Genomic DNA, 16,523 nt, shown 5'->3' on the forward strand with positions numbered 1-16,523 from the left:
GAATAGAAAGAAAGCCAGTTAATCTAACTGGTTTTCTTGTGTTTTAAAAACTTTTTTAAAAAAATAGTCAAATTTAGTCAAAAATTTATTGACTTTTACTGACTAATGTGATATAGTAGAAACATAAGGAAAATGACTTCCTTAGAAAAACTCATTTTCAATGATTCTATTTCTTGAAAATGTATAATAGATACCCTAGAAAGGGGTGAGGCCTATGTTAAATCTAACAGACTTTGAAAAGAAAATGATAAAAGGCTTATTTAAGAAAGAAAAACCAGAAATTATACGTAGGGTAGCTAGTTAGCTAGTCTAAAATTTTTAAAACAAAGGTCAAAGATAGTCAATATCAGATATCGCAAATAATTAAGAATAAACGAGGTAAAGAATATGAACAACAACTTTAATAACTTTAACAACATGGATGATTTATTTAACCAATTGATGGGTGGTATGCGAGGATATAGTTCTGAAAACCGTCGCTACTTGATTAATGGACGAGAAGTGACACCTGAGGAATTTGCTCATTATCGTGCAACTGGTCAATTACCAGGAAATGCAGAATCTGATGCGCAAATGCAACAACACGCTTCAGGTATGAAACAAGACGGTGTCCTTGCTAAACTAGGTCGAAACTTGACCGCAGAAGCTCGCGAGGGCAAGTTGGATCCTGTTATCGGACGAAACAAGGAAATTCAAGAAACAGCTGAAATCCTCTCACGTCGTACCAAGAACAATCCTGTACTTGTCGGAGATGCAGGTGTTGGTAAGACAGCCGTTGTCGAAGGTCTAGCACAAGCTATTGTGAATGGAGATGTTCCAGCTGCCATCAAGAACAAGGAAATTATTTCTATTGATATCTCAGGTCTTGAGGCTGGTACTCAATACCGTGGTAGCTTTGAAGAAAACGTTCAAAACTTGGTCAATGAAGTAAAAGAAGCAGGAAATATTATCCTCTTCTTTGATGAAATTCACCAAATCCTTGGTGCTGGTAGCACTGGTGGAGACAGTGGATCTAAAGGGCTTGCAGATATTCTCAAGCCAGCCCTCTCTCGAGGTGAGTTGACCGTTATTGGGGCAACGACTCAAGACGAATACCGTAACACCATCTTGAAAAATGCAGCTCTTGCTCGTCGTTTCAACGAAGTGAAGGTCAATGCTCCTTCAGCAGAGGATACCTTTAAAATCCTTCAAGGGATTCGTGATCTCTATCAACAACACCACAATGTCATCTTGCCAGACGAAGTCTTGAAAGCAGCAGTTGATTATTCTGTCCAATACATTCCTCAACGTAGCTTGCCAGATAAGGCTATCGACCTTGTTGATGTAACGGCTGCTCACTTGGCAGCTCAACATCCTGTAACAGATGTGCATGCTGTTGAACGTGAAATTGAGGCAGAAAAAGACAAGCAAGAAAAAGCAGTTGAGGCAGAAGACTTTGAAGCAGCTCTTAATGCCAAAACACGCATTGCAGAATTGGAGAAAAAAATCGAAAACCACACAGAAGACATGAAAGTGACTGCAAGTGTCAACGATGTGGCTGAATCTGTGGAACGAATGACAGGTATTCCAGTGTCACAAATGGGAGCATCAGACATCGAACGTTTGAAAGATATGGCTCATCGCTTGGAACACAAGGTTATTGGCCAAGATAAGGCGGTAGAAGCTGTCGCTCGTGCCATCCGTCGTAACCGTGCTGGTTTTGATGAAGGCAATCGCCCAATCGGTAGCTTCCTCTTTGTAGGGCCTACTGGGGTTGGGAAGACCGAGCTTGCTAAGCAATTGGCGCTCGATATGTTTGGAACCAAGGACGCTATCATTCGTTTGGATATGTCTGAATACAGTGACCGTACAGCTGTTTCTAAGTTAATCGGTACAACAGCAGGTTATGTGGGTTATGATGACAATAGCAATACTTTGACAGAACGTGTTCGCCGCAATCCTTACTCTATCATTCTCTTGGACGAAATTGAAAAGGCTGATCCTCAAGTAATCACCCTTCTCCTCCAAGTCTTGGATGATGGTCGTTTGACTGATGGTCAAGGAAATACAGTGAACTTCAAGAACACGGTCATTATCGCAACATCAAATGCTGGATTTGGCTATGAAGCTAACTTGACAGAAGATGCAGACAAACCAGAATTAATGGATCGTTTGAAACCCTTCTTCCGTCCAGAATTCCTTAACCGCTTTAACGCAGTTATCGAGTTTTCACACTTGAATAAGGAAGACCTTTCTAAGATTGTGGACTTGATGTTGGCTGAAGTTAACCAAACCTTGGCTAAGAAAGACATTGATTTGGAAGTTAGCCAAGCAGCTAAGGACTTTATCACAGAAGAAGGCTATGACGAAGTCATGGGTGTTCGTCCTCTCCGTCGTGTGGTTGAACAACAAATTCGTGATAAGGTAACAGATTTCCACTTGGATCATCTAGATGCTAAACATCTGGAAGCAGATATGGAAGATGGCGTTTTGGTCATTCGTGAAAAAGCCTAACTCAAGATTTTGAGAATAAAAAAAGAAGGAACTAGCTAAAAGCTGGTTCCTTTTTGTGTTTAGATGATATGGCGCTCAAAGGCATCATCTGAGATTCCTTGTTCCAGGATGAGTTTCGCCCATTCTTTAGCTGAAAAGAGGCTGTGGTCCTTGTAGTTCCCGCAAGATTCGATGGTTGTTCCTGGGACATCTTCCCAAGTAGTAGTCTCAGCGATTTCCTTGAGCGAATCCTTGATAACGGCTGCAATTTCAGCACTGGTATGGCGTCCCCACATAATCATGTGAAAACCTGTACGGCAGCCAAACGGCGAACAGTCAATCATCCCGTCAATTCGGGTACGGATGAGTTTTGCCAAGAGGTGTTCGATAGTGTGAAGGCCAGCGGTAGGGATTGAGTCTTCGTTCGGTTGCACCAAGCGAATATCATAATTGGAGATGATGTCTCCTTTTGGCCCTGTTTCTTCCCCAATCAAGCGAACATAGGGGGCTTTAACAATGGTGTGGTCAAGTTCAAAACTTTCAACAATAACTTCTTTTGACATGGTAGTTCCTTTCAGTTTTCTTCTTTCATTATAACATAAAGGGTGCTGTTGATGGAGTTTGATAAATGACTTTTTGGCACTAGAATGATAATAAAGTCTCTATACATAAACCTCAGAATTATAAAAAAGAATGGAGTAAAGGAAAAGAAAAACTGAGTTCTTTCTAATGAAGCTAGAGCGACTTTTGAAAAGTGGATCAACTTTTTCTGAAATTTCTGTTTAATCTCTGAACTAATTCTGAACTAGATTGGGTATACTGGAGAAAATAAAGATAAAGGAGTTCAGTATGGAACATATGGTGAAAATAGAAGGCGTCTGCAAAAAGCATGGCAGCAAGCAGATTTTAGAAGATATTTCTTTTACAGCTAGAAGCGGTCGGATTACAGCTTTTCTAGGCCCAAATGGTGCAGGGAAAAGTTCGACCTTGAGGATTCTCTTGGGGTTCGATTGGGCGACAGCAGGAACTGCGACTTTTGATGGACAAACCTATCAGTCAATGATTTATCCTCTCAAAACAGTAGGTGCAGCTTTTGACGGTATTGGAGGTCTGCCAAATAGAAAGGTTTACGACCATCTGCATATTATTGCTGCAAGTAATGCTATTCCGAAGTTTCGGATTGATGAGGTTTTGGAGATGACTGGGATCGCTCATAAGAAAAAGGATTTCTTATCAAGCCTGTCTCTGGGGGAAGGTCAACGCTTGGGTTTGGCAGCAGCTTTGCTGGGTGATCCTCAGTTTCTTATATTAGATGAGCCGACTAATGGGCTGGATCCAAGTGGGATTAAGTGGTTTAGAAAGTTCATCCGTCAGCAGGCTGATTTAGGGAAAACGGTACTTCTATCTTCCCATATCCTATCAGAGGTGCAAATGGTGACAGATGATGTAGTCTTGATTCATCATGGGCGAATTATTGAGCAGGGACGATTGGAAGAGGTGCTGCAAGATTCAGACAGTCTAGAAGATCTCTTCTTTGATTTGACAGAGGAGGTTTAAGATGAAAGAAACGATGTCCTTATTGCATTCAGAATGGTTGAAAATCCGATCAATCAAGGCTTTCAAAGTGAGTATGGCCCTCATGCTGCTATTGGTGCCTGTCGTATCCTGGCTGGAGGGCCGACAGTATCTGTCTATCGGCTTGGATGCTACACCTGAGACGGTTCCTAATCTGATAAATGCCATTGATCCGCTGGAATATCTAGGTCTCAACGGGGCTTCTATGGCGGTCATGGTTTTGGTCATCTTAGCTGGAATTTTGGGAGCTATGGAATTTCAGTCTCATAGCTTGAGAACCAGTCTCTTGACCTGTAATAACCGCCTGAAGTTGCTTGTGGGGAAACTCATGACCTTTGCTTGCTTTTCTCTTGCCACTAGCTTTTTATCAATCTACTTTAGTTATATGGTCATGCATCTGGCTTTAGGAAAGGAAGGGCTTGATCCGATTCTGCTCAATCCGGCAGCTTGGAGTTTGATTTTGTGGAAAACCTTATCTCTAACCTTATTAGGAATCCTTTCATTTTTGTTAGGTTTATTGGCTCGGACCATGCTAGTTCCTCTGCTTTTTCTCGTACCCCAAATCTATAATTTAGGAAACTACCTAGCTGCTCACACGAGTTGGGGAACTTATTTGCCACAGCCAGCAGGAGAGTTGTTTGCTGCAACGCCAACTTCCCAATATGCTAACAATCCCTTGCAAGGGCTGTTGATACTTGGTGCATGGTTGCTAGTCATCGGCGGCATGGCTTCTCTGCGCTTTTTGAAGACGGATTTAGGAGGGCGATACTGATGATAAAAGCTCTGCTTAGAAGTGAATGGATTAAGTTTCGTTCTTACTATCTCGCTCTTGGTGCAGCCTTGGTGGTTCTGGTAGTCGTTCCTTTTTTCCTGATGAATCTTGACTATAGTCAGACAGCAGTTGGCCAGACGAAGGCTCTGAGCGAGGTTTTGCATGCCCTCTATCTGGCGCAGCCTGTCATCGTCATCTTCACTTCTCTCTATTTTGCCCAAGAGTTTGTCAAGTCTGGGATGCGAACGAATTTTCTAACCGTATCAAATAGAAAGGCTTGGTTGGCTGGGAAATTCCTTTTTCTGGACTTGCTGCTCTTGGTTCTCTACAGTGTCATGATAGGCAGCTGTTTCCTTGTTATGCTGGCTCGTTTTGACCTAAGCTTTAGCTGGTCCTTACTAGAGAAATTCCTCTATTACAGCTTTTTTGGTCTTCTCAGCAATCTTTTTCTGGCTTTTTTAACTGCTGGCCTCGCTTTGCTATTTCAATCTTGGGTTGTGCCGGTGTCGGTGCTCTTTCCTCTTTTGATTGGTTTCAGCCGTTTATTAGCGACTTTCATCAAAGAAGCAAAATACCTGCCCGATCTAGCTACGCTAAATCTTTTTGAGTATGAAGGGCTTCAGCAGTCAATAGATCTGTCAGGTCTGGGAATACAGTTGTTATGGTTAGCTTTGGTTTGGAGCTCTGCTATATTCTTAACCTTGAAACGAGATGTTCGCTAGAGGTATGCTATAATGGAACTCATGAGACAGTATCGTATTTTGGTGGTTGATGACGACTGGAGCATTTTGAAGCTGGTGAAAAACGTCCTAGAGCTCGATGCTTATGATGTGACGACGCTTGATTGGATAGAAGAGCTAGATTTGACGCATTTTGTCGGATATGACTTGATTCTGCTGGATGTGATGATGGAGCCTGTTAACGGTTTTGAGCTGTGTTCCTACATTCGTCCTCATCTTTCGTGTCCGATCATCTTTTTGACGGCTAAGGAATTGGAGGCGGACAAGGTGGAAGGACTCTTTCGCGGAGCAGATGACTATATTGTCAAGCCTTTTGGAACCAAAGAATTGCTGGCGCGTGTCAGAGCTCATCTTCGGCGGGAGGAAAGACGGGAGGAGCGATACTCTGAAATTGCTTCTTGTCAATTTTATCCAGAGCGCTATGAAGTTGCCTGTTTTGGTAAAGTCTTGAAATTTTCAGAGCGAGAGTTTAAGTTGCTACATTTACTAGCTAGCAATCCCAAGCAGACCTTTTCAGCTGAACGCCTGCATACCTTGCTTTACCCAGAAAGCTCAGAAACACAGCTTCGCTCTATCTCAGAATACGTATATCAGATTCGCCAAAAATGCAAACAAGAAGGGCTGCAAGCAATCGCAACAGTGAGAGGAGTAGGCTATAGATGGCAATTAGAACCCGAAATTTCAAAAGCCTAGTCTGGACAACCAGTTTAAAGATCGTCTTTTTTCATGTTTTGATTTTTGTGCTTATAGGTTATGAATTTACGCAAGGAAGTGATCACGTTCTTTTCACCTTGTTCTTTTGGGCAGGGAGCTTGCTGCTGATTACTTTTTATCATATTTTGAAATTGCTCCGAAAAATCGACAGGGAAATAAAAATGCTAACGAGTAAGAAGCTTTTAGAAGAAAATCAAAGCCAGCTTTTTCGGATCGAGGAAATGCTCGAAGTCTATAGCGATTTACGGAGCAGCCACCAAGAAAATGCTCGTCTTCTAGAAAAAGAGCAGCAGCATAATCAGGAGTTGATTTTACAGCTATCAGCGACATCGCACGATTTGAAAACGCCCCTAACTGTGATTAAGGGTAATGCTGAGCTCTTGGAATTGGCGCAGTTAGGCCAGCCACAGGCAGACTATGCTGCTGAGATTTTGCAGGCCAGTCACAAGATGGAAGAGTATTGTGGCTCTCTTATTGATTACGCTAAGGCTTTTCAGATTGATTCTAATCAGTTCAGTCAGCTTTCCTTAGAGGAATTTTTGGCTTATCTCCAGGACGATTGGGCACTGTTCAGTAAACAGGAAAGCTATCGTTTTTATCTCCAAGAAGATTGTGATCTTAGTCTGATTTTGTCGATTCATTTGGACTATCTCAAACGGGCTTTGCTCAATATTTTACTGAATGCGCTTGAACATGCAGACCAGGATCAAAAGGAAGTCAAGCTAACGGTATCAGTGCAGCAGGACCAGTTGGTTTTTGCTATCTGGAACAACGGCCCTTCATTTTCAGAGGAGATGCTGCTGGGAGCGGAACGGCTCTTTTACCAGAGTGACCAAAGCCGCAATTCAGCTAATCCCCATCATGGTATTGGCTTAGCCTTTTCTAAGCAGGTCGCTCTCTTGCATGGTGGTTGTCTAACCCTGCTCAATCCAGAGCAAGGAGGAGCTTGTGTTGAGTTGACAATTTCATTGAAATAAATGAGAATGGAAAACCATAAAAACGCATAATACCAAGTGTCCAAAAGACTTGATATTATGCGTTTGATTTTTTTATTATGTAAAGATTTACTGGATTTTTCTCTCAAATTGAGTTTTTGTCCAGCCTTGTTTATTTACTTCCGATACAAGCGGTCGTATTGGTAGTATGGGTCAAAGGTTACGTTGATGCCTAGTTTGCGAAGGACGTTCTTGTCTTCATCGGTCAAGATGATGGTTGAATGAGCTTCGCTTCCTTTGAGATTACCAAGTTCTTCCATGGCACGCGCAGCATCAGGATTTTCCATAGCTGTGATGGCTAGCGCAATCAAAATTTCATTTGAGTGGAGGCGAGGATTGCGGCTACCTAGATGATCGATTTTAAGACCTTGAATTGGTTTGACGACTTCAGGCTCGATTAGTTTCACTTCCTTAGCGATGTCAGCTGATTTTTTGATAGCATTGATCAAGGCAGCAGCTGTAGGACCAAAGAGTTCAGAGTTTTTACCAGTCACGATTTCCCCATTTGGCAATTCAAGGGCTAGGGCAGGGCCACCAGTTTCTTCTGCTTTTTGGCGTGCAGCGACAGCAACCTGACGGTCTGCAGGTGTGATACCGAGATCGTTCATGAGAAGTTCAATCTTCTTGACAGCAGTTTCTCCGACCTTTTCAGCTTTAAAATCAAGTACAGTCTGATAGTAGCGACGGATGATTTCTTGTTTAGAGGCTTCGATAGCAGCCTCATTATCTGTAATAGCGAAGCCAACCATGTTGACACCCATGTCTGTTGGAGAAGCGTATGGAGATTCGCCGAGGATGCGCTCTAACATGCGCTTGAGCACTGGGAAAATTTCGATATCACGGTTGTAGTTGACAGTGGTTTCTCCATAGGTTTGAAGATGGAATGGGTCAATCATGTTGACATCATCAAGGTCTGCGGTTGCAGCCTCGTAGGCCAAGTTGACTGGGTGATGAAGGGGAAGGTTCCAAACTGGGAAGGTTTCAAATTTAGCGTAACCAGACTTGATACCATTGATTTGGTCGTGGTACATATTGGACATACAAGTGGCCAATTTTCCAGAACCAGGTCCAGGAGCTGTTACGACGATCAAGTTGCGACTGGTTTTGATGTAGTCGTTTTTCCCCATACCTTCTGGAGAAATGATGTGGTCCATATCAGTCGGATATCCTTTGATTGGGTAATGAAGATAAGAATCAATCCCATTTTTCTCAAGTTGGTTTCGGAAGGTATCTGCAGCGGGTTGCCCTGCGTATTGTGTGATGACAACTGAGCCAACAAAAATTCCCAGCTCATTGAATTTGTCAATCAAGCGAAGAACTTCTTGGTCATAAGAAATGCCTAGGTCGCCACGCGCTTTAGAATGCTCGATGTTGCTTGCGTTAATGGCGATCACAACTTCAACCTGCTCTTTCAATTCTTGCAAGAGCTTGATTTTGTTGTCAGGCTCATAACCAGGAAGAACGCGAGCAGCGTGGAAATCTTCTAACATTTTGCCGCCAAACTCCAAGTAGAGCTTGCCGTCAAATTGGTTGATGCGCTCCAAAATGTGGTCGCGCTGTAGATTCAGATATTGTTCAGAACTAAAAGCTTGTTTTTTCATTTTTTTACCTCTGACCTCTATTATAATAAAAAATTGAAAGTTAGGAAACTACGGAGCTAAAAAAGAAATTAAAAAGATTAAGCAAACGCTTGCACTAAGTTAAAAAAAGCGCTATCATAGACTATAGATTATTAAAATAATGAGGTAAGAAGATGCAAGAAAAATGGTGGCATAATGCTGTAGTCTACCAAGTCTATCCAAAGAGTTTTATGGACAGCAACAGAGATGGCATTGGTGATTTGCCAGGAATTACGAGTAAGTTGGACTATCTATCCAAGTTAGGAATCACAGCGATTTGGCTTTCTCCTGTTTATGACAGTCCGATGGATGATAATGGTTATGATATTGCTGATTATCAAGCGATTGCAGCTATTTTCGGGACCATGGAGGATATGGATGAATTGATCGCGGAAGCCAAGAAGCGTAACATTCGAATTATCATGGACTTGGTGGTCAATCATACCTCGGATGAGCACGCCTGGTTTGTCGAGGCTTGTGAAAATCCTGATAGCCCCGAGCGTGACTACTATGTCTGGCGGGATGAGCCTAATGATTTGGAGTCTATCTTTAGTGGGTCTGCTTGGGAATACGATGAAAAGTCAGGTCAGTACTATCTCCACTTTTTCAGCAAGAAACAGCCGGATCTCAACTGGGAAAATGAAAAACTGCGCCAGAAAATTTACGAGATGATGAACTTTTGGATTGATAAAGGTATTGGTGGTTTCCGTATGGATGTTATTGACATGATTGGAAAAATTCCTGATGAGAAAGTGGTTAATAATGGTCCTATGCTTCATCCCTATCTCAAGGAAATGAATCAGGCGACCTTTGGAGATAAGAATCTCTTAACAGTAGGAGAGACCTGGGGAGCAACGCCAGAGATTGCTAAGCTCTACTCGGATCCAAAGGGACAAGAATTGTCTATGGTCTTCCAGTTTGAACACATCTGTCTTCAATATCAGGAAGGGCAACCTAAGTGGCATTACCAAAAAGAGTTAAATGTAGGGAAATTAAAAGAGATTTTTTACAAATGGCAGACAGAGCTGGGAGTTGAAGATGGTTGGAATTCCCTCTTCTGGAACAACCATGACCTTCCTCGCATCGTCTCTATTTGGGGAAATGACCAAGAATATCGCGAAAAATCCGCCAAAGCCTTTGCAATCCTGCTTCATCTTATGAGAGGGACACCTTATATCTACCAGGGTGAGGAAATTGGGATGACCAACTATCCATTTGAAACACTGGACCAAGTAGAAGATATTGAATCTCTCAACTATGCGCGTGAAGCTCTTGAAAAAGGCGTTCCGATAGAAGAAATCATGGACAGCATCCGTGTCATCGGTCGTGATAATGCCCGTACTCCGATGCAGTGGGATGAGAGCAAAAACGCTGGTTTCTCAACAGGTCAACCTTGGTTGGCGGTTAATCCAAACTATCAAGAAATCAACGTTCAAGAAGCACTGGCAAATCCAGATTCTATTTTCTATACCTATCAAAAACTCGTTCAAATCCGTAAGGAGAATAGTTGGCTGATTCGAGCTGATTTTGAATTGCTTGATACAGCTGACAAGGTCTTTGCCTATATCCGTAAGGACGGTGACTGCCGCTTCCTAGTTGTGGCTAACTTGTCCAATGAAAAACAAAACCTTTCAGTAGAAGGAAGAGTTAAGTCAATCTTGATTGAAAACACTACTGCTAAAGAAGCAGTTGAAAAACAAACCTTAGAGCCATGGGATGCTTTCTGTGTGGAAATGACTAACTAAAATAAGAGAACCTCAAGTCTTTGATGCTTGAGGTTTTTTTACTAAAAAATATGTAGAAAAGTCTTTAAAAATATTTGTTAGAATTTTCTAAAAAATCTGTCGAAAGCCCTTGCTTTTATGAAAAAATAGGGTATAATGGTGAAAACACTATCTTTAAGGAGATTACTTATGAAATCGAAAAAGTGGCTCTTAGGAGCAGGTGCTGTCTTGAGTGCAGCCCTTCTTTTAACTGCTTGTGGGAAAAGTGAAAAGAAGGCTGATGCGCCCAAGACATTCTCTTATGTCTATGCTATGGATCCATCATCTTTGGACTACAGTGTGACGAGCAAGAGTTCAACTTCTGATGTTATAGCGAACGTTGTCGATGGCCTCTTGGAAAACGATAAATACGGGAACTTGATTCCGTCGCTTGCAGAAGACTGGTCCGTTTCTAAAGATGGCTTGACCTATACCTACAAACTTCGTAAGGGTGTGAAATGGTATACTTCTGAGGGAGAAGAGTATGCTGAAGTCAAGGCTCAGGATTTTGTTACTGGTCTAAAACACGCAGCTGATGGAAAATCAGATGGTCTTACTTTGATTCAAGATTCTATCAAAGGATTAGCTGCCTACATCAGTGGAGAAAGCAATGACTTTTCTACAGTAGGAGTCAAGGCTGTTGACGATTACACGGTAGAATATACGCTCAACAAGCCAGAAAGTTTCTGGAACTCTAAAGTCACAACTGCGACCATGCTTCCAGTAAATGAAGAGTTTTTGAATTCTAAAGGGGGCGACTACGGTGCGCCAACCCCATCAAGCATCCTTTATAACGGTCCTTATTTCTTGAAATCATTGACTTCAAAATCAGCCATTGAATATGAAAAGAATCCAAACTACTGGGATAAGGACAATGTCAAGATTGACAATATTAAACTAACCTTCTACGATGGATCAGACCAAGAATCCTTGATTCGTAGCTTTACTCAAGGTGCCTATACAACAGCCCGACTCTTCCCAACAAGCTCAAACTTTGAGTCGACTAAACAAGAGTACGGCGATAAGATTGTCTATAGTCCACAAGAAGCGACTAGCTACTACCTCACTGTTAACGTAAACCGCCAGTCTTACAATAAAACAGCCAAAACAGACGAAGCTCAAAAAACTTCAACAAAAGAAGCTCTTCTTAACAAGAACTTCCGCCAGGCGCTGAACTTTGCTCTTGATCGTCATTCTTATACTGCTCAGTTGAATGGTGAAGAAGGTGCGGACAAGATTATCCGTAACAGCCTAGTGCCTCATGACTACGTTCAAGTAGGTGAAAAAACTTTTGGAGAGTTGGCTCAGGCAGAGCTCGTTTCATATGGAGACCAGTGGAAAGATGTAGCCCTTACAGATGGCAAGGATACGATTTACAGTCCTGAAAAAGCCAAGGCAGCCTTTGCTAAAGCTAAGGAAGAATTGCAAGCCAAGGGTGTTACCTTCCCAATCCATTTGGATATCCCAGTTGAACAAACAGATGTAATAGCGGTTCAGCAAACTAACTCACTCAAGCAGTCTATCGAATCATCACTTGGTACTGAAAATGTCATTGTCGATGTCCTTCAAATGACCGATAATGAGAAAATGAGCATTACGTCTCAAGCCAAGGTTCCATCCCAAAAAGACTATGACTTGAACGGAACTGGTTGGGGACCAGACTATCAAGACCCAGCTACCTACCTCAATATTCTTGATGCCAAGAAGGGTTCTGCCCTCAAACACTTGGGAATTACTCGCGGAAAAGATCCAGAAGTGATGGCTCAGGTTGGACTGGACGAATACAAGAAACTCTTGGATGATGCTGCAGCTGAAACTAGCGACCTTAATAAGCGTTATGAAAAATACGCCAAAGCTCAAGCTTGGGTGTCTGATAGCTCACTCTTAATCCCAGTTGCTTCTTCAGGTGGTTCTCCAACGGTTAGCCGTACTGTACCGTTCACAAAAGCCTACTCTCAAGTCGGAATCAAGGGAGACCCATTTGTGTTCAAAGGATTGGAGTTGCAAAATGATGTTGTGACTGCAAAAGAATACGAAGAAGCCTTCAAGAAATGGCAACAAGAAAAAATCGAAACAAATGCCAAATACCAAAAAGAACTTGAAAAACACGTCAAGTAATCTATAAACAGAAAAGGAAGTTGCAGGAAACTGTGCTTTCTTTTTTGTTTTGAGACACTAGTCGTCATAAAAGCAGTAACTTTACATTTTTGAATAAATTTGATAAAATATGGTTATGTTATAAAACGTAACATAGATGAGTGACTGAGGAGTAGATGATCAAAATGAAAAAAAGACTAATCGGGACAGGTCTTGTCTTAGCGACAGGTATTTTGCTTTCGGCATGTGGACAGTTCAACACAAATACTAGCACTTATTCATCAACATTTAGTGCGAATCCAACAACTTTCAACTATCTTCTAGATTATTATGCAGATAACACTGCCGTTATTACCAATCTCGTAGATGGTTTGTTAGAGAATGACAGCTATGGGAACCTCGTACCTGCTCTTGCGGAGGATTGGTCAGTTTCATCAGATGGTTTGACCTATACCTACAAGCTCAGAAAAGATGCCAAATGGTATACAGCTGATGGTGAGGAATATGCATCAGTCAAGGCTCAGGATTTTGTCACTGGGATCAAATATGCCGCGGACAACAAGGGGCAAGCCATGGATCTGATCCAAAATTCAATCAAGGGATTAGATGACTATGTGACGGGTGTGACTAATGACTTTTCAACTGTTGGTGTCAAAGCCTTAGATGACTACACAGTCGAGTACACTTTGACTCGACCAGAACCGTACTGGAATTCAAAGACGACTAATAGTATCCTTTTCCCAGTCAATGAAGAGTTCTTGAAATCAAAAGATAAAGACTTTGGTACCTTGACACCAGACAGCATCCTTTATAACGGTCCATATCTGTTAAAAGATTTCACATCAAAATCTTCGATCGAATATGTGAAGAATCCACACTACTATGACCATGATAAAGTAACCATTGAAAAAGTTAAGTTAGCCTACTTTGATGGGTCAGATCAGGAGATGACCATTCGAAACTTTGAAAATGGTGCCTACTCAATTGCGGGAGTCTATCCAAATAGTTCGAACTATGCCAAGACAAAAGAAAAATACCAAGACAATATCGTTTATAGCTTACAAGACAAGACATCTTGGTACTTTAACTTTAACGTCAACCGTAAGACCTATAATCATACTGCTAAAACAACGGACGAACAAAAGAAATCAACTCAAATAGCTATTTTAAATAAAAACTTCCGTCAGGCTATCAACTTTGGTATTGATCGAACAGCCTACTCTGCTCAATCTAACGGTGAAGAAGCAGCAAGCAAGACCCTTCGTAATACTCTAGTTCCACCAACATTTGTCCAGGTGGGAGATAAGACCTTTGGAGAAGTGACAGCTTCTAAACTTGTAAACTATGGAACTGAGTGGTCAGGTATCAATTTGGCAGACGCTCAAGATGCTTACTTTAACAAGGAAAAGGCCCAAGCAAAATTTGCAGAAGCTAAAAAGGAATTGGAAGCCCAAGGCGTGACTTTCCCAATCCATTTGGATGTTCCTGTTGATCAGACGAATAAAAATGCGGTTTCTGGTATGAACTCAGTTAAACAAACCCTTGAAACAGTACTAGGTTCTGACAATATCGTCATTGATGTTCAACAGCTTTCTACAGATGACTTTGGAAATGTTGCCTTCCTAGCACCAAATCCAGCAGCTCGTGACTACGACCTAAACTTTGATGGTTGGGTTGGTGATTACCAGGATCCATCAACTTATCTAGACCCCTTCAATGCTGAGACCGGCTTCTATCTCAAGATTTTTGGTCTTGATGCCAAGGAAGACCAAGAACTCATTAAGAGTCTAGGGTTAGATACCTATACACAACTCCTGAAAGAAGCAGATGCCGAGAACAAAGATGTCGCTAAGCGTTATGAAAAATACGCCGAAGCTCAAGCTTGGATGATTGACAATTCTCTAATCATGTCTGCTATGTCAAATGGTGGTACAGCCTCTGTAACTAAAGTAACTCCGTTTACACGTGCCTACTCCCTAGTGGGCATCAAGGGTGACGGAAATAATTATAAGTACATGAGACTGCAAAAAGACCCTGTTACCAAGAAACAATTTGACGAAGCCAAGGCTAAGTGGGAAGCAGAAAGTAAAAAGGCTATTGAAAAGAGCCAAAAAGAGTTTGAAAATCATATCAAATAAAAACAGAAATGGGGCCCCATGATAAGGGGCCTTGTTTTTGTTTTATCAAGGATTCTGTTAATGGAAGTCATAAATTCAAAATATAGATAAGAAAAAATGAATGAAAACGCTGATAATAGCAGGAATGGATGGAATTTCTTTCATGATTGTGATATAATAATTATAATTATTAACGTGTATAGGGGATTACCATGAGTAGACGTTCAAAGAGAAATCGTTCAGGAAATGTGAAACGAAGTATTAATATAGTTTTATTAGCCATTTATTTATTATTGAGTGGCTCTTTGTTGTTCTTAATTTTTAGACATAACATCCTAGCCTTTAGACATCTCAATATCTTAGCTACAGTTCTAGTTTTACTATCTGCTGTCGCAGCTCTACTTTTAATAGTATATAAGAAAGCCGAAAAGTTCACGATTTTCTTTTTGGTACTTGCGGTGTTGACTAGTTCGGTTTCGCTATTTGCTTTGCACCAATTTGTGGGCTTGACTAATCACATCAATGCGACATCAAACTACTCAGAATATTCGATGAGTGTTGTGGTTTTAAAAGATAGTGAAATCAACAACGTTACCCAGTTGGAAAGTGTAACAGGTCCGACTGAAACGGATAATGACAATATCCAAAAATTGATAGCGGATATTAAGACGACTCAGAACAAAGACTTGGCGGTTGAACAAAGTGCATCTTACTTAGCAGCCTATAAGAGCTTGATTTCAGGTGATGCGAAAGCGATTGTCTTGAACAGTGTCTTTGAAAACATCATTGAAGCGGAGTATCCAGATTATGCTTCGAAGATTAAGAAAATCTATACGAAAAAACTAACCAAGGATGTTGCGGCACCAAAGGTATCTAAGAATCAATCCTTTAATATTTATATCAGTGGTATTGATACCTACGGACCTATCAGTTCAGTTTCTCGTTCAGACGTCAACATCTTGATGACTGTAAATCGAGATACTAAGAAAATCCTTCTCACCACAACACCTCGAGATTCTTATGTTCCGATTGCGGACGGAGGAAATAATCAAAAGGATAAATTGACTCACGCGGGGATTTATGGAGTGGACTCATCAATTCATACCTTGGAAAACCTATATGGAGTTGATATTAACTACTATGTTCGTTTGAATTTCACCTCTTTCTTGAAATTGATTGACCTTCTAGGTGGTGTGGATGTTTATAATGACCAAGATTTCACTTCTTTGCATGGGCAGTACCATTTTCCTGTCGGGAATGTCCATCTAGACTCTGAAAGAGCCCTTGGTTTTGTCCGCGAACGCTACTCTCTAGCGGATGGAGACCGCGACCGCGGTCGGAACCAGCAAAAAGTCATTGTTGCCATCATTCAGAAGCTAACCTCGACAGAGGCTTTAAAGAATTATGACAACATTATTCAAGGATTGCAAGATTCTCTTCAGACTAATATGCCTTTGGAAACCATGATGGACTTGATTAATACACAGTTGGATAGTGGTGGTCAGTATAAGGTTAATTCCCAAGACTTAAAAGGAACTGGTAGAACGGATCTTCCATCCTACGCTATGCCAGATAGCAACCTCTATATGATGGAAATTGATGAAAGTAGCTTGGCTGCAGCCAAGGCAGCTATCAAAGATGTGATGGAGGGGAAGTAGC

12 protein-coding genes are annotated in these 16,523 nt (G+C 41.5%); 10 read left to right on the forward strand and 2 right to left on the reverse strand.

Translation table 11 applies throughout. The features are described 5' to 3' along the window. Nucleotides 1–387: 387 nt before the first annotated feature. Complete coding sequence (locus M1F74_RS00215; RefSeq protein WP_247945952.1) at nucleotides 388–2,493, forward strand: ATP-dependent Clp protease ATP-binding subunit; 2,106 nt, start codon at nucleotides 388–390, stop codon at nucleotides 2,491–2,493. 59 nt (nucleotides 2,494–2,552) lie between these two features. Here the strand turns inward: M1F74_RS00215 and M1F74_RS00220 are convergent, their stop codons facing one another. After that, entirely contained in the window at nucleotides 2,553–3,035 is a 483-nt protein-coding gene (locus M1F74_RS00220; RefSeq protein ID WP_247945953.1) for an S-ribosylhomocysteine lyase, read from the reverse strand. Nucleotides 3,036–3,321: 286 nt separating this feature from the next. Between M1F74_RS00220 and M1F74_RS00225 the strand changes: the two genes are divergently transcribed. From M1F74_RS00225 to M1F74_RS00245, 5 genes are read left to right on the forward strand one after another with little or no spacing between them, the layout of a single operon-like run. Continuing rightward, the gene (locus tag M1F74_RS00225; protein WP_247945954.1) at nucleotides 3,322–4,029 is read left to right on the forward strand and encodes an ABC transporter ATP-binding protein; all 708 of its coding nucleotides are present in this window, start codon (nucleotides 3,322–3,324) and stop codon (nucleotides 4,027–4,029) included. A gap of 1 nt (nucleotide 4,030) precedes the next feature. Beyond that, nucleotides 4,031–4,819 carry an ABC transporter permease gene (locus M1F74_RS00230; RefSeq protein WP_247945955.1) on the forward strand — a complete coding sequence of 263 codons (789 nt, stop codon included), beginning with the start codon at nucleotides 4,031–4,033 and terminating at the stop codon, nucleotides 4,817–4,819. Then, entirely contained in the window at nucleotides 4,819–5,541 is a 723-nt protein-coding gene (locus M1F74_RS00235; RefSeq protein ID WP_247945956.1) for a lantibiotic ABC transporter permease, read from the forward strand. The genes M1F74_RS00230 and M1F74_RS00235 overlap by 1 nt, the downstream gene beginning before the upstream one ends. A 12-nt stretch (nucleotides 5,542–5,553) precedes the next feature. Further along, complete coding sequence (locus tag M1F74_RS00240) at nucleotides 5,554–6,252, forward strand: response regulator transcription factor (RefSeq protein WP_247945957.1); 699 nt, start codon at nucleotides 5,554–5,556, stop codon at nucleotides 6,250–6,252. Further along, nucleotides 6,219–7,250, forward strand: a complete 1,032-nt coding sequence (locus tag M1F74_RS00245) for a sensor histidine kinase (RefSeq protein WP_247945958.1) — start codon at nucleotides 6,219–6,221, stop codon at nucleotides 7,248–7,250. The genes M1F74_RS00240 and M1F74_RS00245 overlap by 34 nt, the downstream gene beginning before the upstream one ends. 134 nt (nucleotides 7,251–7,384) lie before the next feature. On the opposite strand, the gene M1F74_RS00250 is transcribed toward M1F74_RS00245, so the two are convergent. Further along, nucleotides 7,385–8,869 (reverse strand): DUF1846 domain-containing protein, encoded by a 1,485-nt coding sequence (locus tag M1F74_RS00250; protein WP_247945959.1) that lies wholly within the window; start codon nucleotides 8,867–8,869, stop codon nucleotides 7,385–7,387. Between the two features lie 152 nt (nucleotides 8,870–9,021). Between M1F74_RS00250 and M1F74_RS00255 the strand changes: the two genes are divergently transcribed. The 4 genes from M1F74_RS00255 to M1F74_RS00270 all read left to right on the forward strand — a co-directional run bounded on the left by M1F74_RS00255 (nucleotide 9,022) and on the right by M1F74_RS00270 (nucleotide 16,522). After that, complete coding sequence (locus M1F74_RS00255) at nucleotides 9,022–10,632, forward strand: glycoside hydrolase family 13 protein (RefSeq protein ID WP_247945960.1); 1,611 nt, start codon at nucleotides 9,022–9,024, stop codon at nucleotides 10,630–10,632. Between the two features lie 168 nt (nucleotides 10,633–10,800). Then, complete coding sequence (locus M1F74_RS00260; RefSeq protein WP_247945961.1) at nucleotides 10,801–12,768, forward strand: peptide ABC transporter substrate-binding protein; 1,968 nt, start codon at nucleotides 10,801–10,803, stop codon at nucleotides 12,766–12,768. 155 nt (nucleotides 12,769–12,923) lie between these two features. Next, entirely contained in the window at nucleotides 12,924–14,885 is a 1,962-nt protein-coding gene (locus M1F74_RS00265; RefSeq protein WP_000594267.1) for a peptide ABC transporter substrate-binding protein, read from the forward strand. A gap of 191 nt (nucleotides 14,886–15,076) precedes the next feature. Then, nucleotides 15,077–16,522 (forward strand): LCP family protein, encoded by a 1,446-nt coding sequence (locus M1F74_RS00270; RefSeq protein ID WP_247945962.1) that lies wholly within the window; start codon nucleotides 15,077–15,079, stop codon nucleotides 16,520–16,522. The last annotated feature ends 1 nt before the right edge of the window (nucleotide 16,523 follow it).

The sequence above is a fragment of the Streptococcus oralis genome, from assembly GCF_023109315.1.
Taxonomy (GTDB): domain Bacteria; phylum Bacillota; class Bacilli; order Lactobacillales; family Streptococcaceae; genus Streptococcus; species Streptococcus oralis_BS.

Excerpts from the sequence above, each read along its gene's own strand:
- M1F74_RS00220 (WP_247945953.1), bottom strand. The coding sequence starts at position 3,035 with ATGTCAAAAGAAGTTATTGTTGAAAGTTTTGAACTTGACCACACCATT.
- M1F74_RS00270 (WP_247945962.1), top strand. The coding sequence starts at position 15,077 with ATGAGTAGACGTTCAAAGAGAAATCGTTCAGGAAATGTGAAACGAAGT.
- M1F74_RS00225 (WP_247945954.1), top strand. The coding sequence starts at position 3,322 with ATGGAACATATGGTGAAAATAGAAGGCGTCTGCAAAAAGCATGGCAGC.
- M1F74_RS00255 (WP_247945960.1), top strand. The coding sequence starts at position 9,022 with ATGCAAGAAAAATGGTGGCATAATGCTGTAGTCTACCAAGTCTATCCA.
- M1F74_RS00250 (WP_247945959.1), bottom strand. The coding sequence starts at position 8,869 with ATGAAAAAACAAGCTTTTAGTTCTGAACAATATCTGAATCTACAGCGC.
- M1F74_RS00265 (WP_000594267.1), top strand. The coding sequence starts at position 12,924 with ATGATCAAAATGAAAAAAAGACTAATCGGGACAGGTCTTGTCTTAGCG.
- M1F74_RS00230 (WP_247945955.1), top strand. The coding sequence starts at position 4,031 with ATGAAAGAAACGATGTCCTTATTGCATTCAGAATGGTTGAAAATCCGA.
- M1F74_RS00260 (WP_247945961.1), top strand. The coding sequence starts at position 10,801 with ATGAAATCGAAAAAGTGGCTCTTAGGAGCAGGTGCTGTCTTGAGTGCA.
- M1F74_RS00235 (WP_247945956.1), top strand. The coding sequence starts at position 4,819 with ATGATAAAAGCTCTGCTTAGAAGTGAATGGATTAAGTTTCGTTCTTAC.
- M1F74_RS00215 (WP_247945952.1), top strand. The coding sequence starts at position 388 with ATGAACAACAACTTTAATAACTTTAACAACATGGATGATTTATTTAAC.
- M1F74_RS00240 (WP_247945957.1), top strand. The coding sequence starts at position 5,554 with ATGGAACTCATGAGACAGTATCGTATTTTGGTGGTTGATGACGACTGG.
- M1F74_RS00245 (WP_247945958.1), top strand. The coding sequence starts at position 6,219 with ATGGCAATTAGAACCCGAAATTTCAAAAGCCTAGTCTGGACAACCAGT.